The following is a 24,890-nucleotide window of genomic DNA, read 5'->3' on the forward strand; positions in this document are numbered from 1 at the left end:
CGCGAGCATTGATTTGCTCGCGGCTTTTTTATTTAGCAGAACTACAGCGTTAACATCACAGCATCTAAAATCAGCGGGCCTTTTGTATCCAGTGCACCAAACATCCACATACTGGGCTTTTTAGTCAACCCCCGATAAGCGCCTTCACCACCTTCTTTATCCCAAGTAGTGATGTAGACCTGAATATCGTTCCAACCTTTGATCCCGATAAGATCAGCATCGTATTGAAACCGAATCGTCTTTTTAGCTTTATCCAAAAGGATGGCAGGTGCGGCACTGTAATCAGAGTGCTGCCATAGATGCGTTAATTTCCTGGATTACGTCAGGATTATTTATTACCTGATCAAGCAGCAATACTCTTACACCATTGCCAGGCACATCGATTTTCACGCGTGATTGCTTCGCGGTAATGTGGATATATTTATCATTAGCGGCGTCGCGCCACTTGCCAGGAATCAGCATGTTATCCAGAGTTACCGATTGAGCCGCATTACTTTTATTCAGCACAACCAAAGCGGTTTGATTAACACCTTCGTGTTGATAAATACGGTAAAAGCTTGCAGTGTTTCCTTTAAACTCCAGATTAACTTGCAGCCCTCTTTGCAACGCAATACTGTTTTTTCGAATATGCGCGATTTTGGTCAGGTTATTATGGATCGCGTGATTTTTTGCAGCCTCGATTCGCTCTTTACCAAAATAGTTACGATTCCCCTCATGCTCTTTCAAGCCAGTAGAAAAATTAGCCTCGGAACCATAATAAATGCACGGAATACCACGGCTGGTAAATAACCAATTATTGGCATTGATAAAACCTTCATCTGAGGCATTCATCCGCGCCATGTCATGGTTATCGTAAAAGGTCACTAACTCATAGGGGTTTTGATACATGCGGTCTTTCAAATGCAGATACGACAGTATCGAAGCGTAGTCACTATTATCCTGCTCAAACACATTGACGATTGCTTGTCGGCCAGGAAAATCAAGCACACTGTAACCACCATTTTCCGGGCGTGTATGTTCAGCAATAAAATTCGCATCATAAGAATAACTTTCGCCAAACATAAACATACCAGGATGACGTTCCTGCACACGATCAGCGACTTTTTTCCAAAAGTGATGGGGCATCTCTTTAATAGTATCGACTCGCAGCGCATATGCCCCCTGGTCAATCCATTTAAAATAAGAATTAACAAAATAATCGAGCACTTCCGGGTTGTTTTCATTTATATCCGATAGCTGTGCTAATCCCGGCTTATTGTTAAAGAACTTGTGTAATGGGTTATTCGGATCAAGTTTAGACGGGTGTAAATTTTGATGGTCAGCAACCAGCTTGCCTTGCTCATCATAAATTTTACCCATACTCGCCTGGCTCACCGGCATCGAATAAGAAGGCGATCCATGATTGGCAACAATATCCAATACATACTTCAATTCATATTTTTCGCGCAGGGTACGGGTAAAATCCGCAAAGCTAAGCCCGGGGGATTCCAGATGCTCATCAACCTTATAAAAATTCACGCCCCAATAACCGTGATAACCTGTTTTTCCTCCATCAGTCCCTACAGAACCGAACTCGGTTTTTTGTCCGCCGCTAAAGGCCTCATCAGGATTATCAAATATGGGAGTCGTCCATAAAGCGGTAAAGCCCATATCTTTAATATATTGTGCATGATCGATAATTCCCTGGAAGTCGCCCCCCATGTAACCAATATTGTCTTGCATTCCATTAGGGCCATATAACGGAACATTAAATGTTTTGTACTTTCCACCCTGATCAGTATGGTTATTGAGTGGGTCACCATCAACAAAGCGATCCGTCAATAAAAAGTAAATTTGCTCGCTCGCAAACGGGTTAAGGGTTCCGTATGCGCTGACAGCCTGAAGATTACTTGATTGATGCCGGTCGCTTGCACAACTGGCTAAAAAGCCAATGCATGCGAGGGTGAGTGTTTTTTTAATAATATTTTTTGTATTCATATTTTCAGGTTTCTGTAATTTATTAATTTTTATAACGTATTTCCCAGTCAGCAATCCTACGGGCATTTTTTTACGCAAAATAGAGACGTGCATACGTATTCAAATATGAAATCACTCAATAACATAGCGAAGGAGAAATTACATACGTATTCATATCGAAGGATATAAATAGCGGGTGTATCAAAAGCATTAAAACTTTTACCGAAAACACGGATTAGCTAACAGGGCGCTTGGAAAATTGCTGCAGGAAAAACATAAACAGTTATTTTTTGTAAAGAAAAATCAAGACAAAAACCTCTCACATGAAGTGAGAGGCTGCATGAAGAAATGAAAGGATGAAGGAATTACGGTAGAAAGAGAAAGGAATGGCTTAGTGCATTTACGAATAGCCATTAATACTGCGACTGCCCCATACCATTAAATTGCTTCGCAAGGTTAGTCGCATAGTTATCAGTCATGCCACTGATGTAATCAATCACCGCCATTAGAGCCAAATATTTATAGTTATCGCCGCGCTTGCTAACATCTGGGTGGAAATTATTTTCGCCAATCAGCGCCATTACCCGGTTATCTTTGTATGTCATTTGCGCGGGATCACCAAGCGATGCATAAACCGCAGAACAAATTGTATTTAATAAGGTACCAATTACTGCATATGCACCTATCTCCAGTTCAACACGACGCGAGTGATTAAATATTTTTTGCTTTGCCAGATCTTTCGCTGCTTGCACCGCATTTTTTACTTTAGGGTCGCACAAGGAAATTAAATCACCTTCTACCTCGCCGCGTAAAAATGCATCCTGATGTTTGATAAACGCCTGGGTTCCTGCATTAATAAACGCATCAATCACTTTGCCACGCACCAACGCTGGTTTGCGTCCGTCGTTCACCTTTTTCAGCAAACGTTCAAGCTCAGGCAATTGAGGTGAATCAGCAATCACAGGATGCAAGAGCTCATAAATTTCCGCCCAATTCAGAATGCCCATTTCCAAACCATCTTCCAGATCGATAATGCCGTAACAAAAATCGTCTGCTGCCTCCATTAAATACACCAGAGGGTGTCGGCAATACCAATCTGTGCCGCGCTCAATCAATCCGGTTTTTTGCGCAATTTCATGAAAGTAATTCACTTCCGACTGAAAAATTCCATACTTGGCATTTTTAGGGCGCTGCCCTAATACCGTTGGCGATGATGTCCAGGGATATTTAATCGACGATGCCAAGGTCGCGTAGGTCAAGCGCATACCATCGTGATATTGGTGATACTCCGATGTGGTCAACACGCGCAAACCCTGCGCATTACCTTCAAACACACGAATATCATCTTGTTCGGAAGGCGATAAGTCACGCAGAAATTCTGCGCCTTCTTTCTGGAACCAGTTGCGGATCGCATCTTCACCCGTGTGGCCAAACGGCGGGTTGCCAATGTCATGCGCAAGGCAAGTCGCTTGCACAATATCGCCAATGTCGGTCGGCCAAATATGCGCAGGCAAATCACCTTTATCTTTCAACGCCTGCCCCACACGAATCCCTAATGTGCGGCCCACACAGGCCACTTCCAAACTGTGGGTCATGCGGTTGTGGATGTGATCATTAGTGGCTAGTGGATGCACTTGCGTTTTACGCGCAAGCCGACGAAACGCACCAGAAAAAATAATCTTGTCGTGATCCGAGTGAAACGGCGAACGCCCTTCTTCATGCTTTGCTACACGCTTGCCCAAACGGTCTGCGCACAACAATTGGTTCCAGTTCATGGTCATACATAAATCCCTAACAATGTTTAAGAAATCCAGTTTTTCTGGATGTCTTGTTTATCGCGCAATGAATAAATCCACTCTTTGCCGTCTTTGTTTTTATCAAAAAGATTTAGTTCGACCAAACCATTTAAAACAGTGGCGGCGGTGTTATAAGAGCAGTGTAATTTTTCTTCTACATATCGTGCTGTAAAAATGGTATTCGGGCTGTTTTTGGCAACTTGAAAAACAATTCGCTGTTTTCCACTGAGCTTTCCATAAACACCGCTGTTAAATAACCATGTATCAAATGACTCAATATTTTCAACGGTTTTTTGGCAGTGACTTTTGAACGCAGCAACCGCACGCATAATTATCGAACATTGATAATCAATGAAATAGGTCATATCCATCTCATCCGTTTCGGTATACAAATAGGATTTCCCATATTGGGTAGCCGCTTCCTTTAACAGATTACTAATCGATATGTAGCGAAAGGCACCATAATCTTTTTTAAACATAAACCAGTAAAATAACGCCCGCGCAACCCTGCCATTACCGTCATTAAACGGATGTTCGTATCCTATCGCAAAGTGAATGCAAATCGCTTTTACCAAGGAGTGAATATAGCTTTGACTCTCAATATCATCGTGATTAGTGTTCACCCAATCACACAAGGACTGTAAGCGTTCATCAAGCCCCGCGGCTGGTGGCGGCTGATGAACTATATTTCCATCACTATCCTCGACAACCACATTATCCGTCAGGCGAAAAATTCCCGGTGCGTATTTCTCATCATCTATACCACTAACACCAATGGTATGAAGCTCTTTTATTAAATCAATAGTGAGCGGAAGCAATCGTTTATCCCACACGAAATGCATCATTTTAAAATTGCCGATAATCATGCGTTCATCCATGCTGCGCGGCTCACGCTTACGCTTGATCATCTCCTTTGCAACCAAGGTTGTTGTAGCCGCACCTTCTAGCTGGCTACTACTTATCGCCTCGTCTTCAATTAAATCCTCTAGCATGTAAGCGATATTCTGCCCTTCGCCTACTTTTTTGTTAGCCCACTCTAATGCGGCGGTGGTAGTAGATTGATCGACTAAGGCCCTCGCCTTTTGCGATATTGAAGTGGAAAAATAACCCCCTGCTTCCAGAGAGGAGCCACTTGCACCCAAAGATTGACGTGATGATCGCCTCGATTCTTTTACATACGCCCACACCAAATCCAAACTTAGGGACTCAGGCACACGATATCGAAATTCGTCAAATGGTAGGTAACGCCCTTTTTCATCGACAGGTGCAACATATTTCATATGATTGAGCATATCGTCTTTATTTTCTAACTTTCCCCATACCTCCCTCCAAAGAGTAGGAATGTCCAGATTAACAGGCGGTCGCTTAATCATCTCAATACATCTCAAAAAATCAAAATATTGAGATGAAATATAGAGCAGATCCCCTCACATCTCAATATTTTTAAATTTTGAGATGAAATGAAATATCCAAAACAGCGCCAGCCGCACCAATTTAGCTCCCAATCAAAATTCTCGCGCACAACTTCAGCGCATAAAAACTCTCTCAAAAACCAGCCTTTACTGCCTATCTCCTATTTTTTCTACGTCATTTAACTCATTGAATAGTAAGAATTTTATGCTTAAGCGGGCGATGGATTCAGAGCGTAATTTTCAATTGGCATAGTTTCTGCTGAATACAAACTTGTATCCAAGATTGTATTTAAGATGTGACTGCGGGAACGATAATGATGCAAACAACCGGTTGGACTATTACTGAATGGCTAAACGCCTACCGTGACCAAGGCTTGGTAGCGCGCGCGGCGTTGCAAGCGTTGCGTGCACAGCTTGATGCCGATGATGCAGCCTGGATCTATATTGTTTCTGCCACTGAACTGGATGACCAAATCAGCGCATTGGAAGTTCTGGGCGATGCGCATAGCCTGCCTCTTTACGGTGTTCCCTTTGCAGTAAAAGACAATATCGATGTGGCCGGACTTCCCACCACCGCAGCCTGCCCTGCGTTTACTTATATTCCCGAAGCAGATGCCACCAGTGTTGCACGCTTGAAAGCGGCAGGTGCCATTGTGCTCGGCAAAACCAACCTTGACCAATTTGCCACGGGGCTTGTGGGAACGCGCTCGCCTTACGGCGCTGTGCCTAATGCATTTAATGCGGATTACGTATCCGGCGGCTCAAGCTCCGGTTCTGCCACCACCGTTGCCAAAGGTGTCGTGCCGTTTAGTTTGGGAACCGACACCGCAGGTTCAGGCCGAGTGCCCGCCGGCTTTAACAATATCGTCGGATTAAAACCCACCAAGGGTCGTTTTAGTACTACAGGTGTTGTACCTGCCTGCCGCAGTTTGGATTGCGTTTCTATTTTTTCACTCACTGTCGATGATGCAGAAAAAGTGGCATCCGTGATGGAAGGTTTTGATGCAGCCGATGGTTATTCGCGCACCGCACCTGTAGCCGCCACCTACTTTTCTGCCACACCGCGTTTTGGTATTCCGGCATCACCCAATTGGTTTGGTGATGAACAAGCCAAAGCCGCGTGGGAAAGTACACTGCAAAAAATGCGTGCACTGAATGTGGAATTAATTGAAATAGATTTCACACCCATGTTTGCACTCGCGCAGCTTTTGTACGGCGGCCCTTGGGTTGCCGAACGCCATGCAGCGATTGGCGATTTTATGCAAAACCACGCGCAGGAAATGAATGAAGTTGTGCGCGGTATCGTTGAAAAAGCGGTCGATTTTTCTGCAACCGATGTGTTTAAAGCCGAATACAAGCGCGCTGAACTTGCCCGCCTTATTCAAACCCAAATAAAAAATGTGGATGCGCTATTAGTGCCCACATCACCACGCCATCCGACTATTGCCGAGGTTGCTGCTGACCCCGTTGGTGTCAACAGCCAACTCGGCACCTATACCAATTTTGTCAACCTCGCTGATCTATCCGCACTCGCATTGCCCGCTGTGATGCGTGCCGATGGTTTGCCGTTTGGTATCACCTTGATTGCATCCGCATGGCAAGACGCCGCACTCGCTACGTTTGGAAAAAAATGGCACGCGGCAACGCAATTACCTCTCGGTGCCATCGATAAAAAACAAAATCCGTTTACAACATCAACAGAATCGCCAAAAGGATATGTCCGTTTGGCCGTTGTTGGCGCACACCTCACGGGAATGCCGTTGAATGTGCAATTGCAGGAACGCAATGCGTTGTTTGTTGAAAGCACGTTCACTGCAAAAAATTATCGTTTGTTTGCGTTACCTAATACTACGCCACCCAAGCCGGGGTTGATTCGCACAGAAAGTGAAGGTGCTGAAATTATTGTGGAGTTATGGGATGTACCTGTGCAGCACTTCGGCAGTTTTGTTGCGCTGATTCCTGCTCCGTTAGGCATTGGCACACTCACACTGAACGATGGCCGCGAAGTAAAAGGTTTTATTTGTGAAGGCGCTGCCGTGAATGGTGCGAAAGATATTACGCACTTGGGTGGATGGCGCGCTTACATCAAGTCATTGCAAAAATAATTAACCCCACCCCTGCCCTCCCCTTAAAAAGGGGAGGGAGTAAAGCTCCTCCCCCTTAACAAGGGGGAGGCAGGGAGGGGGTAAACAAAATTACAGCCGGAGAAGAACCATGTTAAAGACCGTACTGATTGCCAACCGCGGGGAAATCGCGGTACGCATTGCCAAAACGCTGAAAAAAATGGGCATTGAATCTGTCGCAGTCTATTCCGATGCCGACCGCAATTCAGCGCATGTCACCGCCTGCGATAAAGCCATTTGCCTCGGTGGCAATACCGCTGCAGAAAGTTATTTAAAAGCGGATTTAATTCTGGCTGCAGCAAAAGAAACCGGCGCACAGGCAATTATTCCGGGTTACGGATTCCTCTCTGAAAATGCAAAATTTTGTGAACAATGTGAAGCAGAAGGTATCGCCTTTTGCGGCCCTACACCGGCACAAATTCGTCAATTTGGTTTAAAACACACCTCGCGTGAACTGGCAGAACAAGCGGGTGTGCCGCTCACTCCCGGCACCGGTTTATTAGACTCTGTAGAAGAAGCCACTGCCGCTGCTGCAAAACTGGGTTACCCGGTCATGTTAAAAAGTACCGCGGGTGGCGGTGGTATAGGTTTAACACGCTGCAATAGCGAAGCCGAATTAATTAATGCCTATGAAAGTGTTAAACGTTTAGGGCAAAACTTTTTTAGCGACTCAGGTGTATTTCTTGAGCGATTTGTGGATAACGCCCGCCACGTCGAAGTGCAAATTTTTGGCGATGGCAACGGCAACGTACTGGCACTGGGTGAACGCGATTGCTCACTGCAACGTCGCAACCAAAAAGTGGTAGAAGAAACACCTGCGCCAAATTTGCCTGCTGCAACACGCGAGAAATTACTCGCGGCATCAGTCAGCCTCGGAAAAATGGTGAGCTACCGTTCAGCAGGTACCATTGAATATATTTACGATCCAGCGCGCGATGAATTTTATTTCCTTGAAGTCAATACCCGCTTGCAAGTTGAACACCCGATTACCGAAGCCTGCACCGGAGTAGATTTGGTTGAGTGGATGATTTTAACTGCTGCTGGTACACCACCCAAATTGGATATTCAAATCAATCCAAAAGGCGCAGCAATTGAAGTGCGCTTATACGCTGAAGATCCGGTACGCGATTTCCAACCATCGCCAGGTGTATTGACCGATGTGTATTTTTCCGAAAGCGCGCGCATCGACACCTGGGTTTCTACCGGCACTGAAGTATCGCCCTACTACGATCCGATGATCGCCAAAATTATTGTGTACGGCAAAGACCGCGCTGATGCAATTGCAAAAATGAGCGCGGCATTGAATGAAACTCGTGCAGCCGGTATTGCAACCAATTTGGATTACCTTCGCCAAATTATTGCAACAGACTTTTTCGCCAAGGGCGATGTTGCAACCAATAAACTTGCGAGTTTTGAATACAGCGCGCCAGTAGTGGAAGTATTACAACCAGGTACTTACACCAGCATACAGGATTACCCAGGCCGTGTAGGTTTGTGGAGCATTGGTGTTCCGCCCTCTGGGCCGATGGATGATTATTCTTTCCGTTTGGCTAACCGTATTGTGGGTAACCATGACAGTGCGGCCGCGCTCGAATACACCATTATCGGACCGAAATTAAAATTCCATCGCGATGCGATTATTGCGCTCACGGGTGCGACATCACCTGCAAAAATTGATGGTGAATTAATTCCGTTCTGGCAACCGGTTGCCATTAAAGCCGGACAAATTCTGGAAGTGGGCAAAGCCGAACAAGGCTGCCGTGGTTATCTTGCCGTGCGCAATGGTTTTGATGTGCCTGTGTATTTGGGTAGCCGCTCTACGTTTGCGCTTGGTCAATTTGGTGGCCACGCAGGCCGCACACTGCGCGCGACTGACATGTTGCCAATTAGCAATCCTGCTATCGCAGCCTGTACCACACCCGCGCCGGTGTATGAAGCCGCCGCTGCGCCTGTTGAATTAATTCCCTCCTGCTTTTCAAAAACAGAAGCGTCAAACGAATGGGAAATTGGTGTGCTCTATGGCCCACACGGTGCGCCGGATTTTTTCAAACCCGAAGCGATTGAAATGTTTTTTTCCACTGCGTGGGAAGTGCATTACAACTCTAACCGTTTAGGCATTCGCTTGAATGGTCCAAAGCCCACATGGACACGCAGCGACGGTGGCGAAGCCGGTTTGCATCCATCGAATATTCACGATACTGAATACGCGATTGGCTCCATTAATTTCACTGGCGACATGCCCGTCATCCTCACCAAAGACGGCCCAAGCCTGGGTGGATTTGTTTGCCCGGTGACGATTGTAAAAGCAGAACTTTGGAAAGTCGGCCAAGTAAAACCGGGCGATAAAATCCGCTTCAAGCGTTTAAGTTTTGATACTGCATTGGCAATGGAATTAGCGATTGACCGCGCGATTGAAAACCTGAGCGTACAGCCCGCTGTGTTACCGGCTCCGATTACTGCACCGGAAAATACTATTTCCGAATGTATTGTTGCTGCACTGCCACCGCAAGCTAGCCGCCCATTGGTGAGTTATCGCCAAGCCGGTGATAAATATATTTTGCTTGAATACGGCGACAATATTCTCGATTTGAGTTTGCGCTTGCGTGTTCATGCATTGATGGAAGCGCTTAAAGCAGCACCAATTGCAGGCGTAATTGAATTATCACCCGGGGTGCGCTCACTGCAAATCAATTACGACAGCCGTGTTATTCATCAGCGCGATTTAATTAACCGCTTATTAATTATTGAAGAAACGCTGGGCGATGCACGCGATATTAAAGTGCCAAGCCGCATCGTTTACTTGCCGATGGCATTTGAAGATTCTGCAACACTGGATGCAGTTGCACGCTATCGCCAGTCGGTGCGTGATACTGCGCCCTGGCTGCCAAGCAATACGGAATTCATGCGTCGTATTAACGGCTTGGATTCCATCGATCAAGTAAAACAAATTTTATTTGATACCAGTTACATGGTGCTCGGTTTGGGCGACGTTTACCTCGGTGCACCTTGTGCAGTGCCGGTTGATCCGCGTCATCGCCTACTCACCTCCAAATACAACCCTGCGCGTACCTACACCGCAGAAGGTACCGTTGGTATTGGTGGCGTATACATGTGTATTTACGGCATGGATTCACCCGGCGGTTATCAACTCGTAGGTCGTACCTTGCCTATCTGGAATAAATTTCTCAAAAATCCCGTCTTCAAAAACGGTGAGCCCTGGCTGCTGAAATTCTTTGACCGCGTGCGTTATTACGAAGTCAGTGAAGAAGAATTGACCGCACAGCGCGAAGCCTTCCGTGAAGGCCGTTTAAGCCTGCGCATTGAAGAAGATTATTTCAGCCTTGCCGAACATGAACAATTTCTGCAAGAAAACGCCGCAAGCATTGCCGAATTTAAAACCAAACAGCAAGCCGCTTTCACCAAAGAAGTGGCGCTCTGGCAAGCCGATGAAGAAAAAAATGTGGATGCGGCATTGCAAGTCAAGATCAACACCAACCCGATTGAAGTAGATGGCCATGCAGTCACCGCAGACATCAGTGGCAACATTTGGAAATTGCTGGTAGAACCGGGGCAATTGGTGGAACCCGACCAACCATTGTTAATTGTTGAAGCAATGAAAATGGAATTCTCCGTGTATGCCGACCGCGCGGCAAAAGTGAGTGCGATTCACGTTGAACCGGGCAAACAAGTTAACGCAGGCGATTTGTTGTTGGTGTTGGAAGCGGATTGATTAACAAGACAATGTAGGTTGGGCAGCAATGCCCAACATTAAAATTTGAAATTTCGATGTTGGGCATTGCTGCCCAACCTACGGAAAACATATGAAGCTGGTCAAACACGACAAAACCAAAAAGAAAACCGATGAGCCGCGCACCAATTTAACGGAGCGGATTTATCAAACTATTAAGGACGATATTTTTTCGTTCCGCTTGCTGCCGGGTGACCGGTTTAGCGAAAACGAAATCGCTGAGCGCGTTGCAGCAAGCCGCACTCCGGTACGTGAAGCATTGGCGCGATTGCAGCGCGAAGGTTTTGTGGATGTATCGTTTCGCAGTGGATGGCAAGTCAAACCCTTCGACTTCATGAAATTTGAACAACTTTACGATGTGCGAATTGTGTTGGAGCTGGCTGCCGTTAAAAAACTTTGCGAGATGGAACCAGCACCCAATCTGGAAGATTTAAAACGTATCTGGTTAGTTAAGCCGGAAGATCGGTTAGAAGACGGCCCAAGCGTCTGTGCACTGGATGAACGCTTTCACGAGCAATTAGTGGAAGCAACAGGAAATGTCGAGATGGCACGCATCCACCACGAAATTACCGAACGCTTGCGTATTGTCCGTCGCATTGACTTTACTCAAAGCAATCGCATTGAAGCGACTTACGATGAACACGCAAAAATTTTGCGCACAATCATGGAACGGCGCGCAGAAGAAGTGAAAAGTTATTTGAAAACGCACATAGAGGCGAGCAAGTCCGAAGTGAGAAAAATTACGCTGCACATGTTGTATGAAGCACAGCAGCAACACCCGGACTGATAAACAGCATTACTAAAAGCAGTAATACACAGAGTGACAAAATGTTTATCGCAGATAAGCATTCAGCACGGAAGCAAAACTGTCACCCACGATTCGCATTAAAGGCGTTACCGGAAATTTTGTTTACACCACTGAGTCATTAAAACCATCAGGAGAAAGACCCATGAAGCTGAAGAAAATAGCAAAACATGTCGGGGCACTCGGTATCGCCTGCGGCTTAACCATCGCCTCTTTTAGTGCAGTAGCTGCCGACACAATTAAAGTCGGTGTACTTCACTCACTGTCAGGCACTATGGCCATTTCAGAAACCACACTGAAAGACACCATGCTGATGTTGATTGAAGAGCAAAACAAAAAAGGCGGTTTGCTTGGCAAGAAACTGGAAGCCGTTGTTGTTGACCCGGCATCAAACTGGCCACTGTTTGCAGAGAAAACCCGTGAGCTGTTAACCAAAGATAAAGTGTCTGCCATCTTCGGTTGCTGGACTTCAGTATCACGTAAATCTGTTCTGCCTGTTATTGAAGAATTAAACGGCGTGCTCTTTTACCCAGTGCAATACGAAGGTGAAGAATCATCACGCAATGTGTTCTACACCGGTGCAGCTCCAAACCAACAAGCAATTCCAGCAGTTGATTACTTGATGAAAGAAATGGGTGTGAAGCGCTGGGTATTGGCCGGTACTGACTACGTGTATCCACGTACTACCAACAAAATTCTGGAAGCCTATCTGAAAGCCAAAGGCGTTAAGCAAGAAGACATCATGATCAACTACACCCCATTCGGTCATTCCGATTGGCAAAACATTGTGTCGGACATTAAACGTTTTGGTTCAGCCGGTAAAAAGACTGCAGTGGTATCAACTATCAACGGCGATGCCAACGTTCCTTTCTATCGTGAACTGGGCAACCAAAAAGTAACTGCAGAAGATATTCCTGTTGTTGCGTTCTCTGTGGGTGAAGAAGAACTTTCTGGTATCGATACCAAACCATTGGTTGGCCACTTGGCAGCATGGAACTACTTCATGAGCGTAGAGAACGATGCTAACTCTGCCTTCATCAAAAAATGGAAAGAGTTCATCAAAAATGACAAGCGCGTCACCAACGATCCAATGGAAGCACACTACATCGGTTTCAATATGTGGGTGAAAGCGGTTGAGAAAGCAAAATCAACTGATCCGGATAAAGTGATCGATGCCATCGTCGGTGTTGAAGTTCCAAACCTGACTGGTGGTACCAGCAAAATGCTGCCAAACCATCACATCACCAAGCCCGTATTGATTGGTGAAATTCAAGAAGACGGCCAATTCCTCACCGTATGGGAAACCGAAGGTCTGGTTGCTGGCGATGCTTGGTCTGACTTCCTTGATGGCTCAAAAGACCTAGAGTCTGATTGGGTTAGCTTGAAGTGCGGTAACTACAACACCAAAACCAAAAAATGTTTGGGTGCAGCAGTACAGTAATAACGCATCATCATGGATTCTTCCCGAACGCGGTTCGGGAAGAATCACGCAACAAACTAAAAGAAGCTCAAACACGCTCAAACAACGACACACAGTATCAAACAACATTCATCGACATAAAAAACGATAACAACATTTTTTTAACTATTTTTACTATTGCTTTTATCGAGACACGATTATGCGGAACACCATGCAGCTATTTGGACAATGGCAAGCGCCGTTAATACTGTTGTTATCACTTTGCTACTCTGCATCAGGGTTTGCACAAGACAGCAGTAACACCGCAACCGCTGATGTTGCGCAGACAGAAATACATTCACCGGAAACGCCTGCACCCGCCATCGAAAATGAATTCGATTCGCTGGTTAAAGCGCTTACCCAAGGCAGCTTGCCCAAGCGGGCACAGACCGCCAAAAAATTAGGCAAGCTCGATGATCCACGTGTTGCCAGTGTGATTGCCGCCTTGCAACAGGGTAATCTTTATGCTGAAAAATCCAGTAACTCTGTGGTGGCGATTGCAGATAAATCCGGCCATTACACCAATGTAATCAGCGGCGAAAAAATTGCTGCCGATGCAACCGGCGCACTCAAGCGCGTCCCCATCAATAACAGTATGCGCACCCAATTGCGCACCATTCTGGCCGCATTAAACCTGAACGATAAAAGTGCCGCCATTCGTTTGGATGCGGTTAACCGCATGATTGCCGACGGCGTAGACGACGACATTATCAGCCTGTTACAAGAGCGCCAAAAAACCGAACCCGATGACGATGTGCGCACCGCTATTACTGCTGCGGTTGCACTAATGAATTTACAAAGCAGCGACCAACAAGTGCGTTTGGATGCAATTACGATTTTGCGCGGCAGTTTGCAGCAGGAAGTACGCACTGCTTTACAGGAAATAGCCACTAACGATGCCGATACAAAAGTAAAACAACAGGCGCAGTTTGCGTTGGATTCGATTGAAGACCGCATTGCGGCTTATCGATTTACTGAAAATATTTTTTTCGGCCTGAGTTTAGGCTCGGTACTACTGCTTTCTGCGATTGGTCTTTCCATCACCTTCGGTGTGATGGGCGTAATTAACATGGCGCACGGCGAATTGATGATGATCGGCGCGTATGTAACCTGGGTTGTGCAACAACTTTTTCCCAATCAGATTGCGTACAGCTTAATGATCGCGATTCCTGCGGCGTTTATTGTCGCAGGGCTGGTAGGGATTGCGATTGAACGCGGCGTGATTCGCTTTTTATACGGCCGCCCGTTGGAAACATTGCTTGCCACCTTTGGTATCAGTTTGGTGTTGCAACAAGCCGCGCGCAGTATTTTCTCCCCGCTTAACCGCGCAGTGGAGTTGCCTGAGTGGATGAGCGGTTCGCTGGTCATTAATCCGGTGCTCTCTATCACCTACAACCGTTTATATATTTTTATTTTTAGTTTGCTGGTGTTCTTTGCCCTGCTCGCCATTTTGAAAAAAACCACACTCGGTTTAAAAGTCCGCGCCGTTTCGCAAAACCGCGCCATGGCACGCGCTGTTGGTGTGCGCGCCAGCTGGGTCGATGCAATGACGTTTGGTTTGGGTTCCGGCATTGCCGGTATCGCAGGAGTTGCACTATCACAATTAACCAACGTCGGCCCCAACCTCGGCCAAGCCTACATTATCGATTCATTTATGGTGGTGGTCTTCGGCGGTGTTGGAAATTTGTGGGGCACATTAGTTGGCGCAATGGGGCTCGGCATTATCAATAAATTTTTAGAGCCTTATGCCGGTGCAGTACTCGCCAAAGTATTGGTGTTGGTGTTGCTGATTCTGTTTATTCAAAAACGGCCGAAGGGAATTTTCCCGCAGAAAGGCAGAGCTGCTGCGGATTAAAAAATCCCCTCCCAGCCTCCCCTTTTGCAAAGGGGAGGAGTAAACGCCACCTGGTAGGTTGACACTGGCCATGTAGGCTGAGGAACGAACCCCAACATTCGTAATTGCAGACGGCACATTGGCGAATGATGTAAAAAATTTAAAAGAGAGAATCAAATGTTAACCCAACGTTTATTACTCAGTGATCGCGGCGGCATGATTGTGCTGGGGCTGGTTTTGTTGGCGATGGTGCTAGTGCCCATCTGCAATTTACTTGTACCGGAATCATCTGCGTTTCATGTATCCACCTTTATGGTGACTTTGCTCGGCAAATTTTTATGTTATGCACTACTGGCGTTAGCGGTAGATTTAATCTGGGGCTACTGCGGTATTTTATCGCTTGGCCACGGCGCTTTTTTTGCGCTGGGTGGCTATGCAATGGGCATGTATTTAATGCGTCAGATTGGCCCGCGCGGACAGTATGGCGACCCAATCCTGCCGGACTTTATGGTGTTTTTAAACTGGAAAGAATTGCCCTGGTATTGGCAAGGCTTTGATATGTTCTGGTTTGCGATGCTGATGGTGATCGTCATTCCTGGAATACTTGCGTTTATTTTTGGCTGGCTTGCATTCCGTTCACGCGTGACCGGCGTTTACTTTTCCATTATCACCCAAGCACTCACCTACGCATTAATGCTGGCGTTTTTCCGCAATGAAATGGGCTTTGGCGGCAACAATGGTTTGACTGACTTTAAAGATATTTTAGGGTTTCCCATCGCCGCCAACGGCACACGCATTTCATTGTTTTTGGCATCAGGCTTTATGCTGATCCTTGCGTATCTCGCGTGCCGTTACATTGTGACATCGCGCATGGGTAAGATTGTTATTTCCATCCGCGATGCCGAAAGCCGCACGCGTTTTTGTGGCTATAAAGTGGAATCTTACAAGCTGTGGTTATTTGTATTTTCTGCTGTGCTCGCAGGTATCGCTGGCGCACTTTATGTACCACAAGTCGGGATTATTAACCCCGGTGAATTCTCTCCACTCAATTCCATAGAACTCGTTGTATGGGTTGCAACCGGTGGCCGTGGCACTTTATTCGGTGCAATTGTCGGCGCATTTTCGGTTAACTACGGCAAAACGATTTTCACTTCCTACTCACCCGAAACTTGGTTGTTTGCATTAGGCGCGCTGTTTGTGATTGTGACGCTGGTATTACCGAAAGGTTTGGTAGGCTTATTTAATCGCAGCAAAAAATTACCGCCTGCACAGACAACAAGTAACGAAAAACCATCCACAGAGTCATCAACCAAGGAGACTGTGTAATGAATATTTTTTCACAAGCACGTCGCAGCCTTGGCCAGCCAGATCCAAACTTTGGCGCACCTTTAGATACCACCAAAGGCACCATTCTGTACGTTGAAGGAATCAGCGTTAGCTTTGATGGCTTTCGCGCACTCAACAATTTAAACCTGTATATCGATGAAGGTGAATTGCGCTGCATTATCGGCCCCAACGGCGCAGGCAAAACCACCATGATGGATGTGATTACCGGCAAAACCAAACCCGATGAAGGCAGTGTGTATTTCGGCCAGCAAATTAATTTGCTGGAACTTTCCGAGCACCAAATTGCGCGCGGTGGTATTGGACGTAAATTTCAAAAGCCAACCATTTTTGAAGCGCTGACGGTATATGAAAACCTTGAGCTGGCCACTGCCGCCGATAAACGCGTATGGTGGACGCTCACCCAGCAATTAAACAGCACACAGAAATTCCGTATCGATGAAGTGCTGGTGCAGATCGGCTTGAAAGAACACCGATACAAAAATGCAGGCTCCCTTTCTCACGGCCAAAAACAGTGGCTGGAAATTGGCATGCTGCTAATGCAAAACCCGCGCGTGTTGTTGGTAGATGAACCGGTTGCGGGTATGACCGGTGAAGAGACGGAAAAAACCGCTGAATTATTATTGTCGCTTGCAGGTGAGCATTCTGTGATTGTGGTGGAACACGATATGAAATTTGTGCGCTCGATTGCACGCAAAGTTACCGTATTGCATCAAGGTTCGGTATTAACTGAAGGGACTATGGATCAGGTACAGAATGATCCTAAAGTTATTGAAGTCTATCTAGGCGAATAACGCGCTGGCGAACAAGATTGGAGTAAGAAATGCTAACCATTAAAAATATCAACCAATTCTACGGTCAGAGCCATATTCTGTGGGATTTATCGCTCACCTTAAAAGAAGGCACCTGCGGCTGTTTAATTGGCCGCAACGGCGTAGGCAAAACCACCCTGCTCAAATGCATTACCGGTTTGCTACCCGTACGCGATGGCGCTATCCAACTGAACGGTTACGACATTAATAAACTCTCTACCGAAAACCGCGCGCGCGGCGGTATTGGTTTTGTTCCTCAAGGCCGCGAAATTTTTCCGCTGTTAACGGTGGAAGAGAATTTAAAAATTTCACTCGGCGCACGCAAAGACAAATCGCGTTTTATCCCCGGTTTGATTTATGAGTTGTTTCCGGTATTGAAAGAAATGAAACACAGACGCGGCGGCGATTTGTCCGGCGGGCAGCAACAGCAGTTGGCGATTGGGCGCGCATTGGTGCTTGATCCGAAATTATTAATTCTGGATGAACCCACCGAAGGTATCCAACCTAATGTGGTGCGCGATATTGGCGAGGTAATCCGCAAACTGAATCGTGAATTGGGTTTGACGGTTTTGCTCGTCGAACAAAAACTCCCCTTCGCCCGCCGCGTTGCCGATGATTTTTTTATTATGGAAAAAGGCAGCGTGGTTGCGACGGGGCCAATTGCAGATCTGAATGATGATTTGGTACAGCGGTATTTGAGTGTTTAATTAATATTGCTGGCGAATGTCTTTATCACTGACTATTCACCAGCATCCGGCGCATTCCACCAAAACGTTTGCGATACGCGGCAGGTGTTATTCCCACCTGCCGACGAAACAGACGGCTAAAAAATCCGGCATCTTCATAACCAACTTCGTTGGCTATTTCTTCTATAGGCTGTTCAGTTCGTTCCAACATTTGTTTGGCTTCTTCCAAGCGCAAATTATGCACATATTCCAAGGGCGACATTCCCGCTGCTTGCTGAAAGCGCCGCTTGAATGAGCGCTCGGGCAAACCACTGCGCTGCACCATTTGCATCACTGGCGATGGCAATTGGTAATTGGATGAAATCCACACCTGGCAATCGGCAACCACTGCATCGTCAACACGCGGTGGACTCGCCAGATGCGCAAAAGGTTGTTGCCCTATGCTATGCCAGTCAATGAGATAAATGCGTGCCGTTTGCATCGCCTCTTCCACACCGCACCAACGCGCAATTAATAGCAAAGCCAAATCCAACCAACTGGTTCCACCACCAGCCATCAACAATCTCTGCCCTTCACCTGAAGCAACCAATGCACGCTGCGGATGCACTGTGATATCGGGATAATTACGGCTCAAGTAATCGCAATAACTCCAGTGCGTTGTTGCCTCACAACCTTTTAACAATCCCGCTTCTGCGAGCAATAAAGCACCGGAACAGGCCGTGGCGATAGTGGCACCGCGTGCATAAGCCCCACGTAAATAATCGAGTTCTTTTTTAAAGCGCCCAGCCCAATCATCATTGGGTGACACAAATACATCGGGCACACAAACAATATCGGGGTTGGGAAAATCGTGAATAGATTTGCTCGGTGTAATTTGCACACCGTTAGATGCTTCAAACGTCTTAGTGTGAACCGCCACCAGCTCAGGTTCCATCAGTGGTATACCCGGCTCACCTTCAGTAATGAAACGCCAATCGCGCCCCACGCCTTTGAATAAATCAAACATTCCATAAGCAGTTGAGATGGTCACGTCTGGAAAAATCAAAATCGCAATACGAATAGGCTGGTGGTGAGTCATGGCAGATTTGTCCTATTTCTTGCCGATATGGCTTTAAGGTTCCGAGACACTTGCGAGTAGATTAGCCATAAGGATCAGGCTCCATAGGTCGATCCGATATTGTATGGCTTAACAGGTACCGGACTATGATCTGGCTTAAAAGGAGTATACGCAATGCCAAATCCAATCGAACTTTTACTCGACCCGATTTCACTGACTGTATTTGCCCTGTATGGGTTAATTATTTTGGTTGAAGCGCTGTTCCCGGCACGCAAGTTACCGCGCAGCCCCTTCTGGCAAGCGCGCGGGCTGGGCGCGTTTGTACTGTTTTTTTATTTATCGTCTTACTTGCCACTCTGGTGGGGAGCGACGCTCGCCGAATGGCAAGTGTTTGATTTAACTTCACTCGGCAAATGGGGCGGCGCAGTGGTCGGTGTATTGTTGTATGAAGCCGGTGTTTATTTCTGGCATCGCCGCATGCATCGCTCACATTTTTTGTGGCGATACTTCCATCAAATGCATCACTCCGCTGAACGTGTGGATAGCTACGGTGCGTTTTGGTTTAGCCCGCTGGATATGCTGGGCTGGACAGTGCTATCGAGCTTTTGCCTCACACTGATAATAGGCATTACGCCGGAAGCCGCCGTATTAGTCCTTTACATCACCACGTTTATGGGCATTTTCCAACACACGAATATCCGTACACCGCGCTGGCTGGGCTATATCGTCCAACGCCCTGAAAGCCATTCGTATCATCATGGCCGCGGAATACACGCGTACAATTATTCGGACCTGCCATTGTTTGACATTATTTTCGGCACCTTTAGAAATCCACCCGATTTCGCTGAAGCGAATGGTTTTTACGATGGAGCCTCACTTCGCCTGAAAGATATTTTGCTGGGGCGCGATGTCACCGAACCACCGGTGATTCAGGAGTAAAAAACCTGCAAGTATGCAGCCTTAAACCTTTTAACTTTCGTTTGTGCTTCCCAGCGGATGCTGCTCAAACCATTCAACGATTTGCGGCATGTGTTGCTCAAAATTTCCCGGAGTGGAAATATTTAACACACCGGCACGCACTGCTCCGCGATTTTCAAAATCGTGAGTAATGCCGCCGTGGGCGAGCACAAACGAACCTGTTGGGGCATCTTTCCATTGATCGCCAATCAGGAAACTCATAGTTCCTTCCAGCACAAAGAACACATCGTCCTCCGCGTGGCTGTGGGCACCAGGGCCTTTACTGAAAGGCTCCAGCCACCACTCGGAAATTGAATAGCGCCCGTCGGATTCTTCACCATCGGCTTTGAACACCGCTGACATAGACCCCATTGAATACAACCGACCCTCACCGGGCGCTAGCAATATAGCGTTGCGACTTTTTCCATCTTCTTTCATTGCTGCTTCCCCGACTGACGAGTCTTTAATTGATTATTTTCTATTCTACCCACTTCTGTAAAAACCGGAAAAGCACGTTATATACACCTTGACTATAAGTAACCTTTAGGCGATCCTATGGCGACTTGTACACCAGTATTATCAACCTCCTGCGGTACGGGTGAATTGGCATATACGTCTATGCTTAAACAACCCATTACTCTTATAAGAAGTCATAACAATGAATCAAAACGCGCATAAGCTTTCCGTTGTTGAAAAAGTAGGTTACAGCCTGGGCGATCTGGCCGCTAACCTGATCTTCCAAACCCTGGTTACCTTCCTCGCCTTTTTTTATACCGATGTCTACGGCATATCACCCGGTAAAGCCGCGATGATCATGGCCGCTGGCGGTATTTTTGGTGCTTTCTTTACCCCGGTGATGGGAGTCATCGCCGACCGAACCAACACCCGCTGGGGTAAATTCCGCCCCTGGCTGCTGTGGACATCCATCCCGTTTGGTGCCCTGGCATTACTCGCCTTCAGCACGCCGGATTTTGATGAAAACGGCAAAGTGATTTACGCCTTTGCAACCTACATTTTGCTGCTAGTGATCTACGCCGCCAACAACCTGCCCTACTCTGCGTTAAGCGGTGTACTCACTGGCAATATGGCTGAGCGCAACAGTTTGTCGGCTTACCGTTTTGTGGCAGTGATGGTGGCGCAATTTATTATTCAAGTATTGTTGTTGCCACTGGTACTGATTTTGGGCGATGGCGATAAAGCGGTTGGTTTTCACAACACCATGTTGGTGTTTTCCATTACCGGAACGATTTTCTTTTTGATCGCGTTTATCACCACCAAAGAACGTATTTTGCCGGTCGTGGAAACACGCAACAGTATTGCGCAAGACCTCTCAGATTTATTTAAGAACCTGCCGTGGATTGTGATGCTCACCGTCACCATTCTGGTGTTTGTAACGCTCGCGTTAAAAGGCGGCATGTACATTTATTATTTTGAAAATTATTTGAGCGAGCCGCACCTCGCGCAGTTCTTAAATGATATTGGTTTTAATAGTTTTATCGCCGGACTCAACGGTGTACTGACCAGCATTGGCCTGTCTGAATTCCAATGGCCGAAAGATGCGCCCACCTCCACCTTCAGTTTGTTTAACGCTGGCGGCATCATCATGATGATTGTCGGCATCGGTTTCTCAAAAGGTTTGGCAGACAAATTCGGCAAACGCAATGTGTTTGCTTCAGCTCTGTTTCTTTCTACTGTGTTTGTATTTGCGTTCAAGTTTTACCCGGCAGAAAGCATCGGCATTGTGTTTTTATCGCAAATACTGCACGGCTTTTTCTACGGTGTAACCATTCCACTGCTGTGGGCGATGATCGCCGACGTAGCGGATTACTCCGAGTGGAAAAATAATCGCCGCGCAACCGCGATGGTGTTCTCTGCCATGATTCTCGGTTTAAAACTCGGTTTGACCATCGGCGGCTCGCTGGTTGCCGGTTTGCTCGCGCACTACGGTTATCAAGCCGGTCTTGAGCAGCAAAATCCCGAAACCATTGAAGGCATTAAAACCGGTGTGAGCGTATTTGCATCATTGCCATTCTTTATGGCGGTGGGTTGCATGTTCTTGTATGCAATCAATAAAAAGCTGGAAGTGCAGATAGAAGCTGACCTGAATGAGCGCCGCAAAGCGGCTGGAAAATAATTAGCGAAATAATTTTTCCAACCGTTTTTACTGAATGATTTTTGAAACGTTTTTGATTTAAGAAGTGAGAAACAATTATGGCCGCTGAAGAAACTTTAGCCCCCGAAGTGATCGCCGATTTAAAAGCGCGCGCGATTTCTGCACCGCTGGTTGAACATATCTACACTGCTGATCCTTCAGCACATGTATTCAACGGCAAACTTTATATTTATCCGTCGCACGACATCGAAGCGGGCATTCCGTTTAACGACAACGGCGATCATTTCGGTATGGAGGATTACCACGTAATCTCCCTCGATTCGCCCGATAGCCCCCCCGTGGATAACGGCGTTGCCTTGCATGTAAAAGACGTGCCTTGGGCGCAGCGCCAAATGTGGGCACCCGATGCCGCGCATAAAAATGGCAAATACTATTTGTATTTTCCCGCAAAACGCGCCGACGATATTTTCCAGATCGGCGTAGCGGTTGGCGATTCACCCGTCGGCCCATTTAAAGCCGAACCCGAAGCCATCAAAGGCAGTTACACCATCGACCCTGCCGTCTTTGAAGATACTGATGGCGAGTACTACATGTACTTCGGTGGCATTTGGGGCGGGCAGCTACAGAATTATCGCAACAATCAATATGACGCAAACCGCGGTGAACCGGCCGACGATGAACCTGCACTCGGTCCCATCGTTGCACGCATGAGTGACGACATGTTGCAATTTGCTGAAGAGCCGCGCGAAATAAAAATCCTCGACGAAAACGGCAAGCCCATTCTTGCGGGCGACCACGACCGCCGCTTCTTTGAAGCATCCTGGATGCACAAATACAACGGCAAATATTATTTCTCTTACTCTACCGGCAACACGCACTTTTTGTGTTACGCCACCGGTGACAACCCTTACGGCCCGTTCACCTACCAAGGCCGTATTTTGGAGCCGGTTATTGGCTGGACAACGCACCACTCCATCGCGGAATTCCAGGGGCAATGGTATTTGTTCTACCACGATTCCGTATTATCCAAAGGCATCACCCACCTGCGTTCAGTGAAGATGGCACCTCTCACCCACAATGCCGATGGCAGCATCCAAACTATTGTTCCTTATCGCGATTAATAGGGGTAGAATGCCGCCACTCGCTGGCTTGGACACCACTATCCCCTCAGATAGTAACCGTCCAGCGACTGGGGCCGATTTGGATTCGACGCCGGTAACAAAGCCCGAGGTGCATGTCGTGATGACAGCCAATCACGTTAATCCAAAGCTGTACTTGAATAGTCGCAAACGACGATTCTTACGCTTTAGCAGCTTAATTGCTGCTAACGGTCTCTGCCAAGGTGCCAGTACCGCGATAGAGCCCGTCATATAGAACTGGATCGCAGCAAAGCTTGCCTGGGGCCGCGCTGCTAAAACTCTACAGGATCGCGCTTCACGTCCTGCCCGCTGGGCTGTGAAGGGTTAAATCAATAAACGGACCTAAACATGTAGAGCCGAGGATGGAGTGCTGGCGGACGGGGGTTCAAATCCCCCCGGCTCCACCAAACACCCAGATAAAAAACCCGATCAGAAATGATCGGGTTTTTTATTGCTCGCCAGTAAGCAAAATGACAGGTATGACCATTGATGGACGGCTGTTAGCGAAAAATACAATCATTGACAATCTTTGTATCCAGCCCTAGCATTTTTCAGAGTCATTTATCTTTGGAGGTCACCATGCATGTATCACTGACACCGGAACTCGAATCCCGTGTAAAAGCCAAAGTAGAAAGCGGCCTCTACAACAATGCCAGCGAAGTCATCCGTGAAGCATTGCGCTTTATGGATACCCACGAAGACTGGATTCACGAGATCAAACTGGCGCGTTTACGGGAGCAATTAAAAGTGGGGGCAGACCAGTTGAACAGAGGCGAAGGTACTGCCATAGAATCCAAAGCTGCGCTCGACACCCTGTTTGATAGCATCAAGGACTGATCGCTGTGCCAAGTCACCAACTAATCATTTCACCAGCCACTAAAGAAGACCTAAAAGAAATCTATCAATATGGTCTGAGGCAATGGGGGCAGGCACAATCCGACAGCTATCTGGAAAACCTGAAAGAAAAATTCTGGTCACTGACCGAACAACCTCTTGTTGGTACTGAGCGGCCAGAACTACTCAGTGGTATACGCAGCCTGCCAATTGAAAGCCACCTTTTGTTTTACCGTGTTACGGCCAGCAGTGTGGAAATAATCCGCGTACTACATGCCCGCCAAGACCCTGCACGTCATTTGAAATAATCAGCTAATCACCGTTCAACTGCGCCGGGGGGATTTGAACCCCCGTCCAAGTTATTGCTGGTAATGGCATCAAACTCTCCAAGCGTCTATAGTCCGCTCTACTTACTGAAAGATTGTAACAACATAATCATTTTGAACTTTATTGGGTTATTTATGAACTCACTCGACAACCTGAAATTAGCATTACGAAAATTTGCCGAAGAACGAGACTGGGATCAATTCCATTCCCCCAAAAACCTCTCTATGGCTTTGGCTGGCGAAGCTGGAGAGCTGCTTGAACAATTCCAGTGGCTCTCTGAAGATCAATCAAAAAACCTTTCAAATCAAAAACGTCTTGCAGTTGCAGATGAAATTGCAGATATCCAACTATACCTGATACGGCTTGCAGACAAATTAGAGTTGGATATTTTGGCTGAGTGCACTAGAAAAATTGCAATTAATGCTGAAAAGTATCCCATTGATAAATCAAAAGGCAAATCTGATAAATACACCAACATATAAAACGGA

General features: G+C 46.8%; 20 protein-coding genes and 1 other RNA gene. 15 read left to right on the plus strand and 6 right to left on the minus strand.

Going from position 1 to position 24,890, the window contains the following annotated elements:
* Nucleotides 1-41: 41 nt before the first annotated feature.
* The 4 genes from VC28_RS09265 to VC28_RS09280 all read right to left on the minus strand — a co-directional run bounded on the left by VC28_RS09265 (nucleotide 42) and on the right by VC28_RS09280 (nucleotide 5,125).
* Nucleotides 42-257, minus strand: coding sequence for a hypothetical protein (locus VC28_RS09265; protein WP_049630388.1), 216 nt, complete (start codon nucleotides 255-257; stop codon nucleotides 42-44).
* A 25-nt stretch (nucleotides 258-282) separates the two neighbouring features.
* The gene (locus VC28_RS09270) at nucleotides 283-1,977 is read right to left on the minus strand and encodes an alpha-amylase family glycosyl hydrolase (RefSeq protein WP_049632295.1); all 1,695 of its coding nucleotides are present in this window, start codon (nucleotides 1,975-1,977) and stop codon (nucleotides 283-285) included.
* Between the two features lie 392 nt (nucleotides 1,978-2,369).
* Complete coding sequence (locus tag VC28_RS09275; RefSeq protein ID WP_197085504.1) at nucleotides 2,370-3,737, minus strand: deoxyguanosinetriphosphate triphosphohydrolase; 1,368 nt, start codon at nucleotides 3,735-3,737, stop codon at nucleotides 2,370-2,372.
* Between the two features lie 20 nt (nucleotides 3,738-3,757).
* A complete protein-coding gene (locus VC28_RS09280; protein WP_049630389.1) occupies nucleotides 3,758-5,125 on the minus strand; it encodes a Fic family protein in 1,368 nt (455 codons plus the stop codon).
* A 353-nt stretch (nucleotides 5,126-5,478) separates the two neighbouring features.
* Here VC28_RS09280 and atzF point away from each other — a divergent pair, with 353 nt between their 5' ends.
* From atzF to urtE, 8 genes are all read left to right on the plus strand, one after another.
* A complete protein-coding gene (atzF, locus tag VC28_RS09285) occupies nucleotides 5,479-7,269 on the plus strand; it encodes an allophanate hydrolase (protein WP_049630390.1) in 1,791 nt (596 codons plus the stop codon).
* A 109-nt stretch (nucleotides 7,270-7,378) separates the two neighbouring features.
* On the plus strand, nucleotides 7,379-11,017 hold the full coding sequence (uca, locus tag VC28_RS09290) for an urea carboxylase (protein WP_049630391.1): 3,639 nt from the start codon (nucleotides 7,379-7,381) through the stop codon (nucleotides 11,015-11,017).
* Nucleotides 11,018-11,108: 91 nt separating this feature from the next.
* Entirely contained in the window at nucleotides 11,109-11,822 is a 714-nt protein-coding gene (locus VC28_RS09295) for a GntR family transcriptional regulator (RefSeq protein ID WP_049630392.1), read from the plus strand.
* A 163-nt stretch (nucleotides 11,823-11,985) separates the two neighbouring features.
* The gene (gene urtA / locus VC28_RS09300) at nucleotides 11,986-13,281 is read left to right on the plus strand and encodes an urea ABC transporter substrate-binding protein (protein ID WP_231591693.1); all 1,296 of its coding nucleotides are present in this window, start codon (nucleotides 11,986-11,988) and stop codon (nucleotides 13,279-13,281) included.
* 190 nt (nucleotides 13,282-13,471) lie between these two features.
* Entirely contained in the window at nucleotides 13,472-15,154 is a 1,683-nt protein-coding gene (gene urtB, locus VC28_RS09305; RefSeq protein WP_082191473.1) for an urea ABC transporter permease subunit UrtB, read from the plus strand.
* Nucleotides 15,155-15,310: 156 nt separating this feature from the next.
* Nucleotides 15,311-16,459: an urea ABC transporter permease subunit UrtC gene (gene urtC / locus VC28_RS09310; RefSeq protein WP_049630393.1), complete on the plus strand. Its 1,149-nt coding sequence runs from the start codon at nucleotides 15,311-15,313 to the stop codon at nucleotides 16,457-16,459.
* Nucleotides 16,459-17,271 carry an urea ABC transporter ATP-binding protein UrtD gene (gene urtD, locus VC28_RS09315; protein ID WP_049630394.1) on the plus strand — a complete coding sequence of 271 codons (813 nt, stop codon included), beginning with the start codon at nucleotides 16,459-16,461 and terminating at the stop codon, nucleotides 17,269-17,271. Before urtC ends, urtD begins: the two co-directional genes overlap by 1 nt.
* A gap of 29 nt (nucleotides 17,272-17,300) precedes the next feature.
* Nucleotides 17,301-17,996 (plus strand): urea ABC transporter ATP-binding subunit UrtE, encoded by a 696-nt coding sequence (urtE, locus tag VC28_RS09320; protein ID WP_049630395.1) that lies wholly within the window; start codon nucleotides 17,301-17,303, stop codon nucleotides 17,994-17,996.
* A gap of 25 nt (nucleotides 17,997-18,021) precedes the next feature.
* Here urtE and VC28_RS09325 read toward each other — a convergent pair whose 3' ends face one another.
* Entirely contained in the window at nucleotides 18,022-19,053 is a 1,032-nt protein-coding gene (locus VC28_RS09325; protein ID WP_049630396.1) for a GlxA family transcriptional regulator, read from the minus strand.
* A gap of 153 nt (nucleotides 19,054-19,206) precedes the next feature.
* Between VC28_RS09325 and VC28_RS09330 the strand changes: the two genes are divergently transcribed.
* Nucleotides 19,207-19,971, plus strand: coding sequence for a sterol desaturase family protein (locus VC28_RS09330; protein ID WP_049630397.1), 765 nt, complete (start codon nucleotides 19,207-19,209; stop codon nucleotides 19,969-19,971).
* 30 nt (nucleotides 19,972-20,001) lie between these two features.
* On the opposite strand, the gene VC28_RS09335 is transcribed toward VC28_RS09330, so the two are convergent.
* Nucleotides 20,002-20,427 carry a cupin domain-containing protein gene (locus VC28_RS09335; protein WP_049630398.1) on the minus strand — a complete coding sequence of 142 codons (426 nt, stop codon included), beginning with the start codon at nucleotides 20,425-20,427 and terminating at the stop codon, nucleotides 20,002-20,004.
* 220 nt (nucleotides 20,428-20,647) lie between these two features.
* On the opposite strand from VC28_RS09335, the gene VC28_RS09340 reads away from it, so the two are divergent.
* The 6 genes from VC28_RS09340 (at nucleotide 20,648) to VC28_RS09360 (ending at nucleotide 24,884) form a co-directional block, all read left to right on the plus strand.
* Entirely contained in the window at nucleotides 20,648-22,123 is a 1,476-nt protein-coding gene (locus VC28_RS09340; RefSeq protein WP_049630399.1) for an MFS transporter, read from the plus strand.
* A 77-nt stretch (nucleotides 22,124-22,200) separates the two neighbouring features.
* The gene (locus tag VC28_RS09345; protein WP_049630400.1) at nucleotides 22,201-23,223 is read left to right on the plus strand and encodes a glycoside hydrolase family 43 protein; all 1,023 of its coding nucleotides are present in this window, start codon (nucleotides 22,201-22,203) and stop codon (nucleotides 23,221-23,223) included.
* Nucleotides 23,224-23,293: 70 nt separating this feature from the next.
* Nucleotides 23,294-23,648, plus strand: a transfer-messenger RNA (tmRNA) gene (gene ssrA / locus VC28_RS19550).
* A 172-nt stretch (nucleotides 23,649-23,820) separates the two neighbouring features.
* A complete protein-coding gene (locus VC28_RS09350) occupies nucleotides 23,821-24,078 on the plus strand; it encodes a type II toxin-antitoxin system ParD family antitoxin (protein WP_049630401.1) in 258 nt (85 codons plus the stop codon).
* A 5-nt stretch (nucleotides 24,079-24,083) separates the two neighbouring features.
* Entirely contained in the window at nucleotides 24,084-24,383 is a 300-nt protein-coding gene (locus VC28_RS09355) for a type II toxin-antitoxin system RelE/ParE family toxin (protein WP_049630402.1), read from the plus strand.
* A 153-nt stretch (nucleotides 24,384-24,536) separates the two neighbouring features.
* Nucleotides 24,537-24,884 (plus strand): nucleotide pyrophosphohydrolase, encoded by a 348-nt coding sequence (locus tag VC28_RS09360; protein ID WP_049632299.1) that lies wholly within the window; start codon nucleotides 24,537-24,539, stop codon nucleotides 24,882-24,884.
* The last annotated feature ends 6 nt before the right edge of the window (nucleotides 24,885-24,890 follow it).

The organism is Cellvibrio sp. pealriver (genome assembly GCF_001183545.1).
GTDB lineage: Bacteria > Pseudomonadota > Gammaproteobacteria > Pseudomonadales > Cellvibrionaceae > Cellvibrio.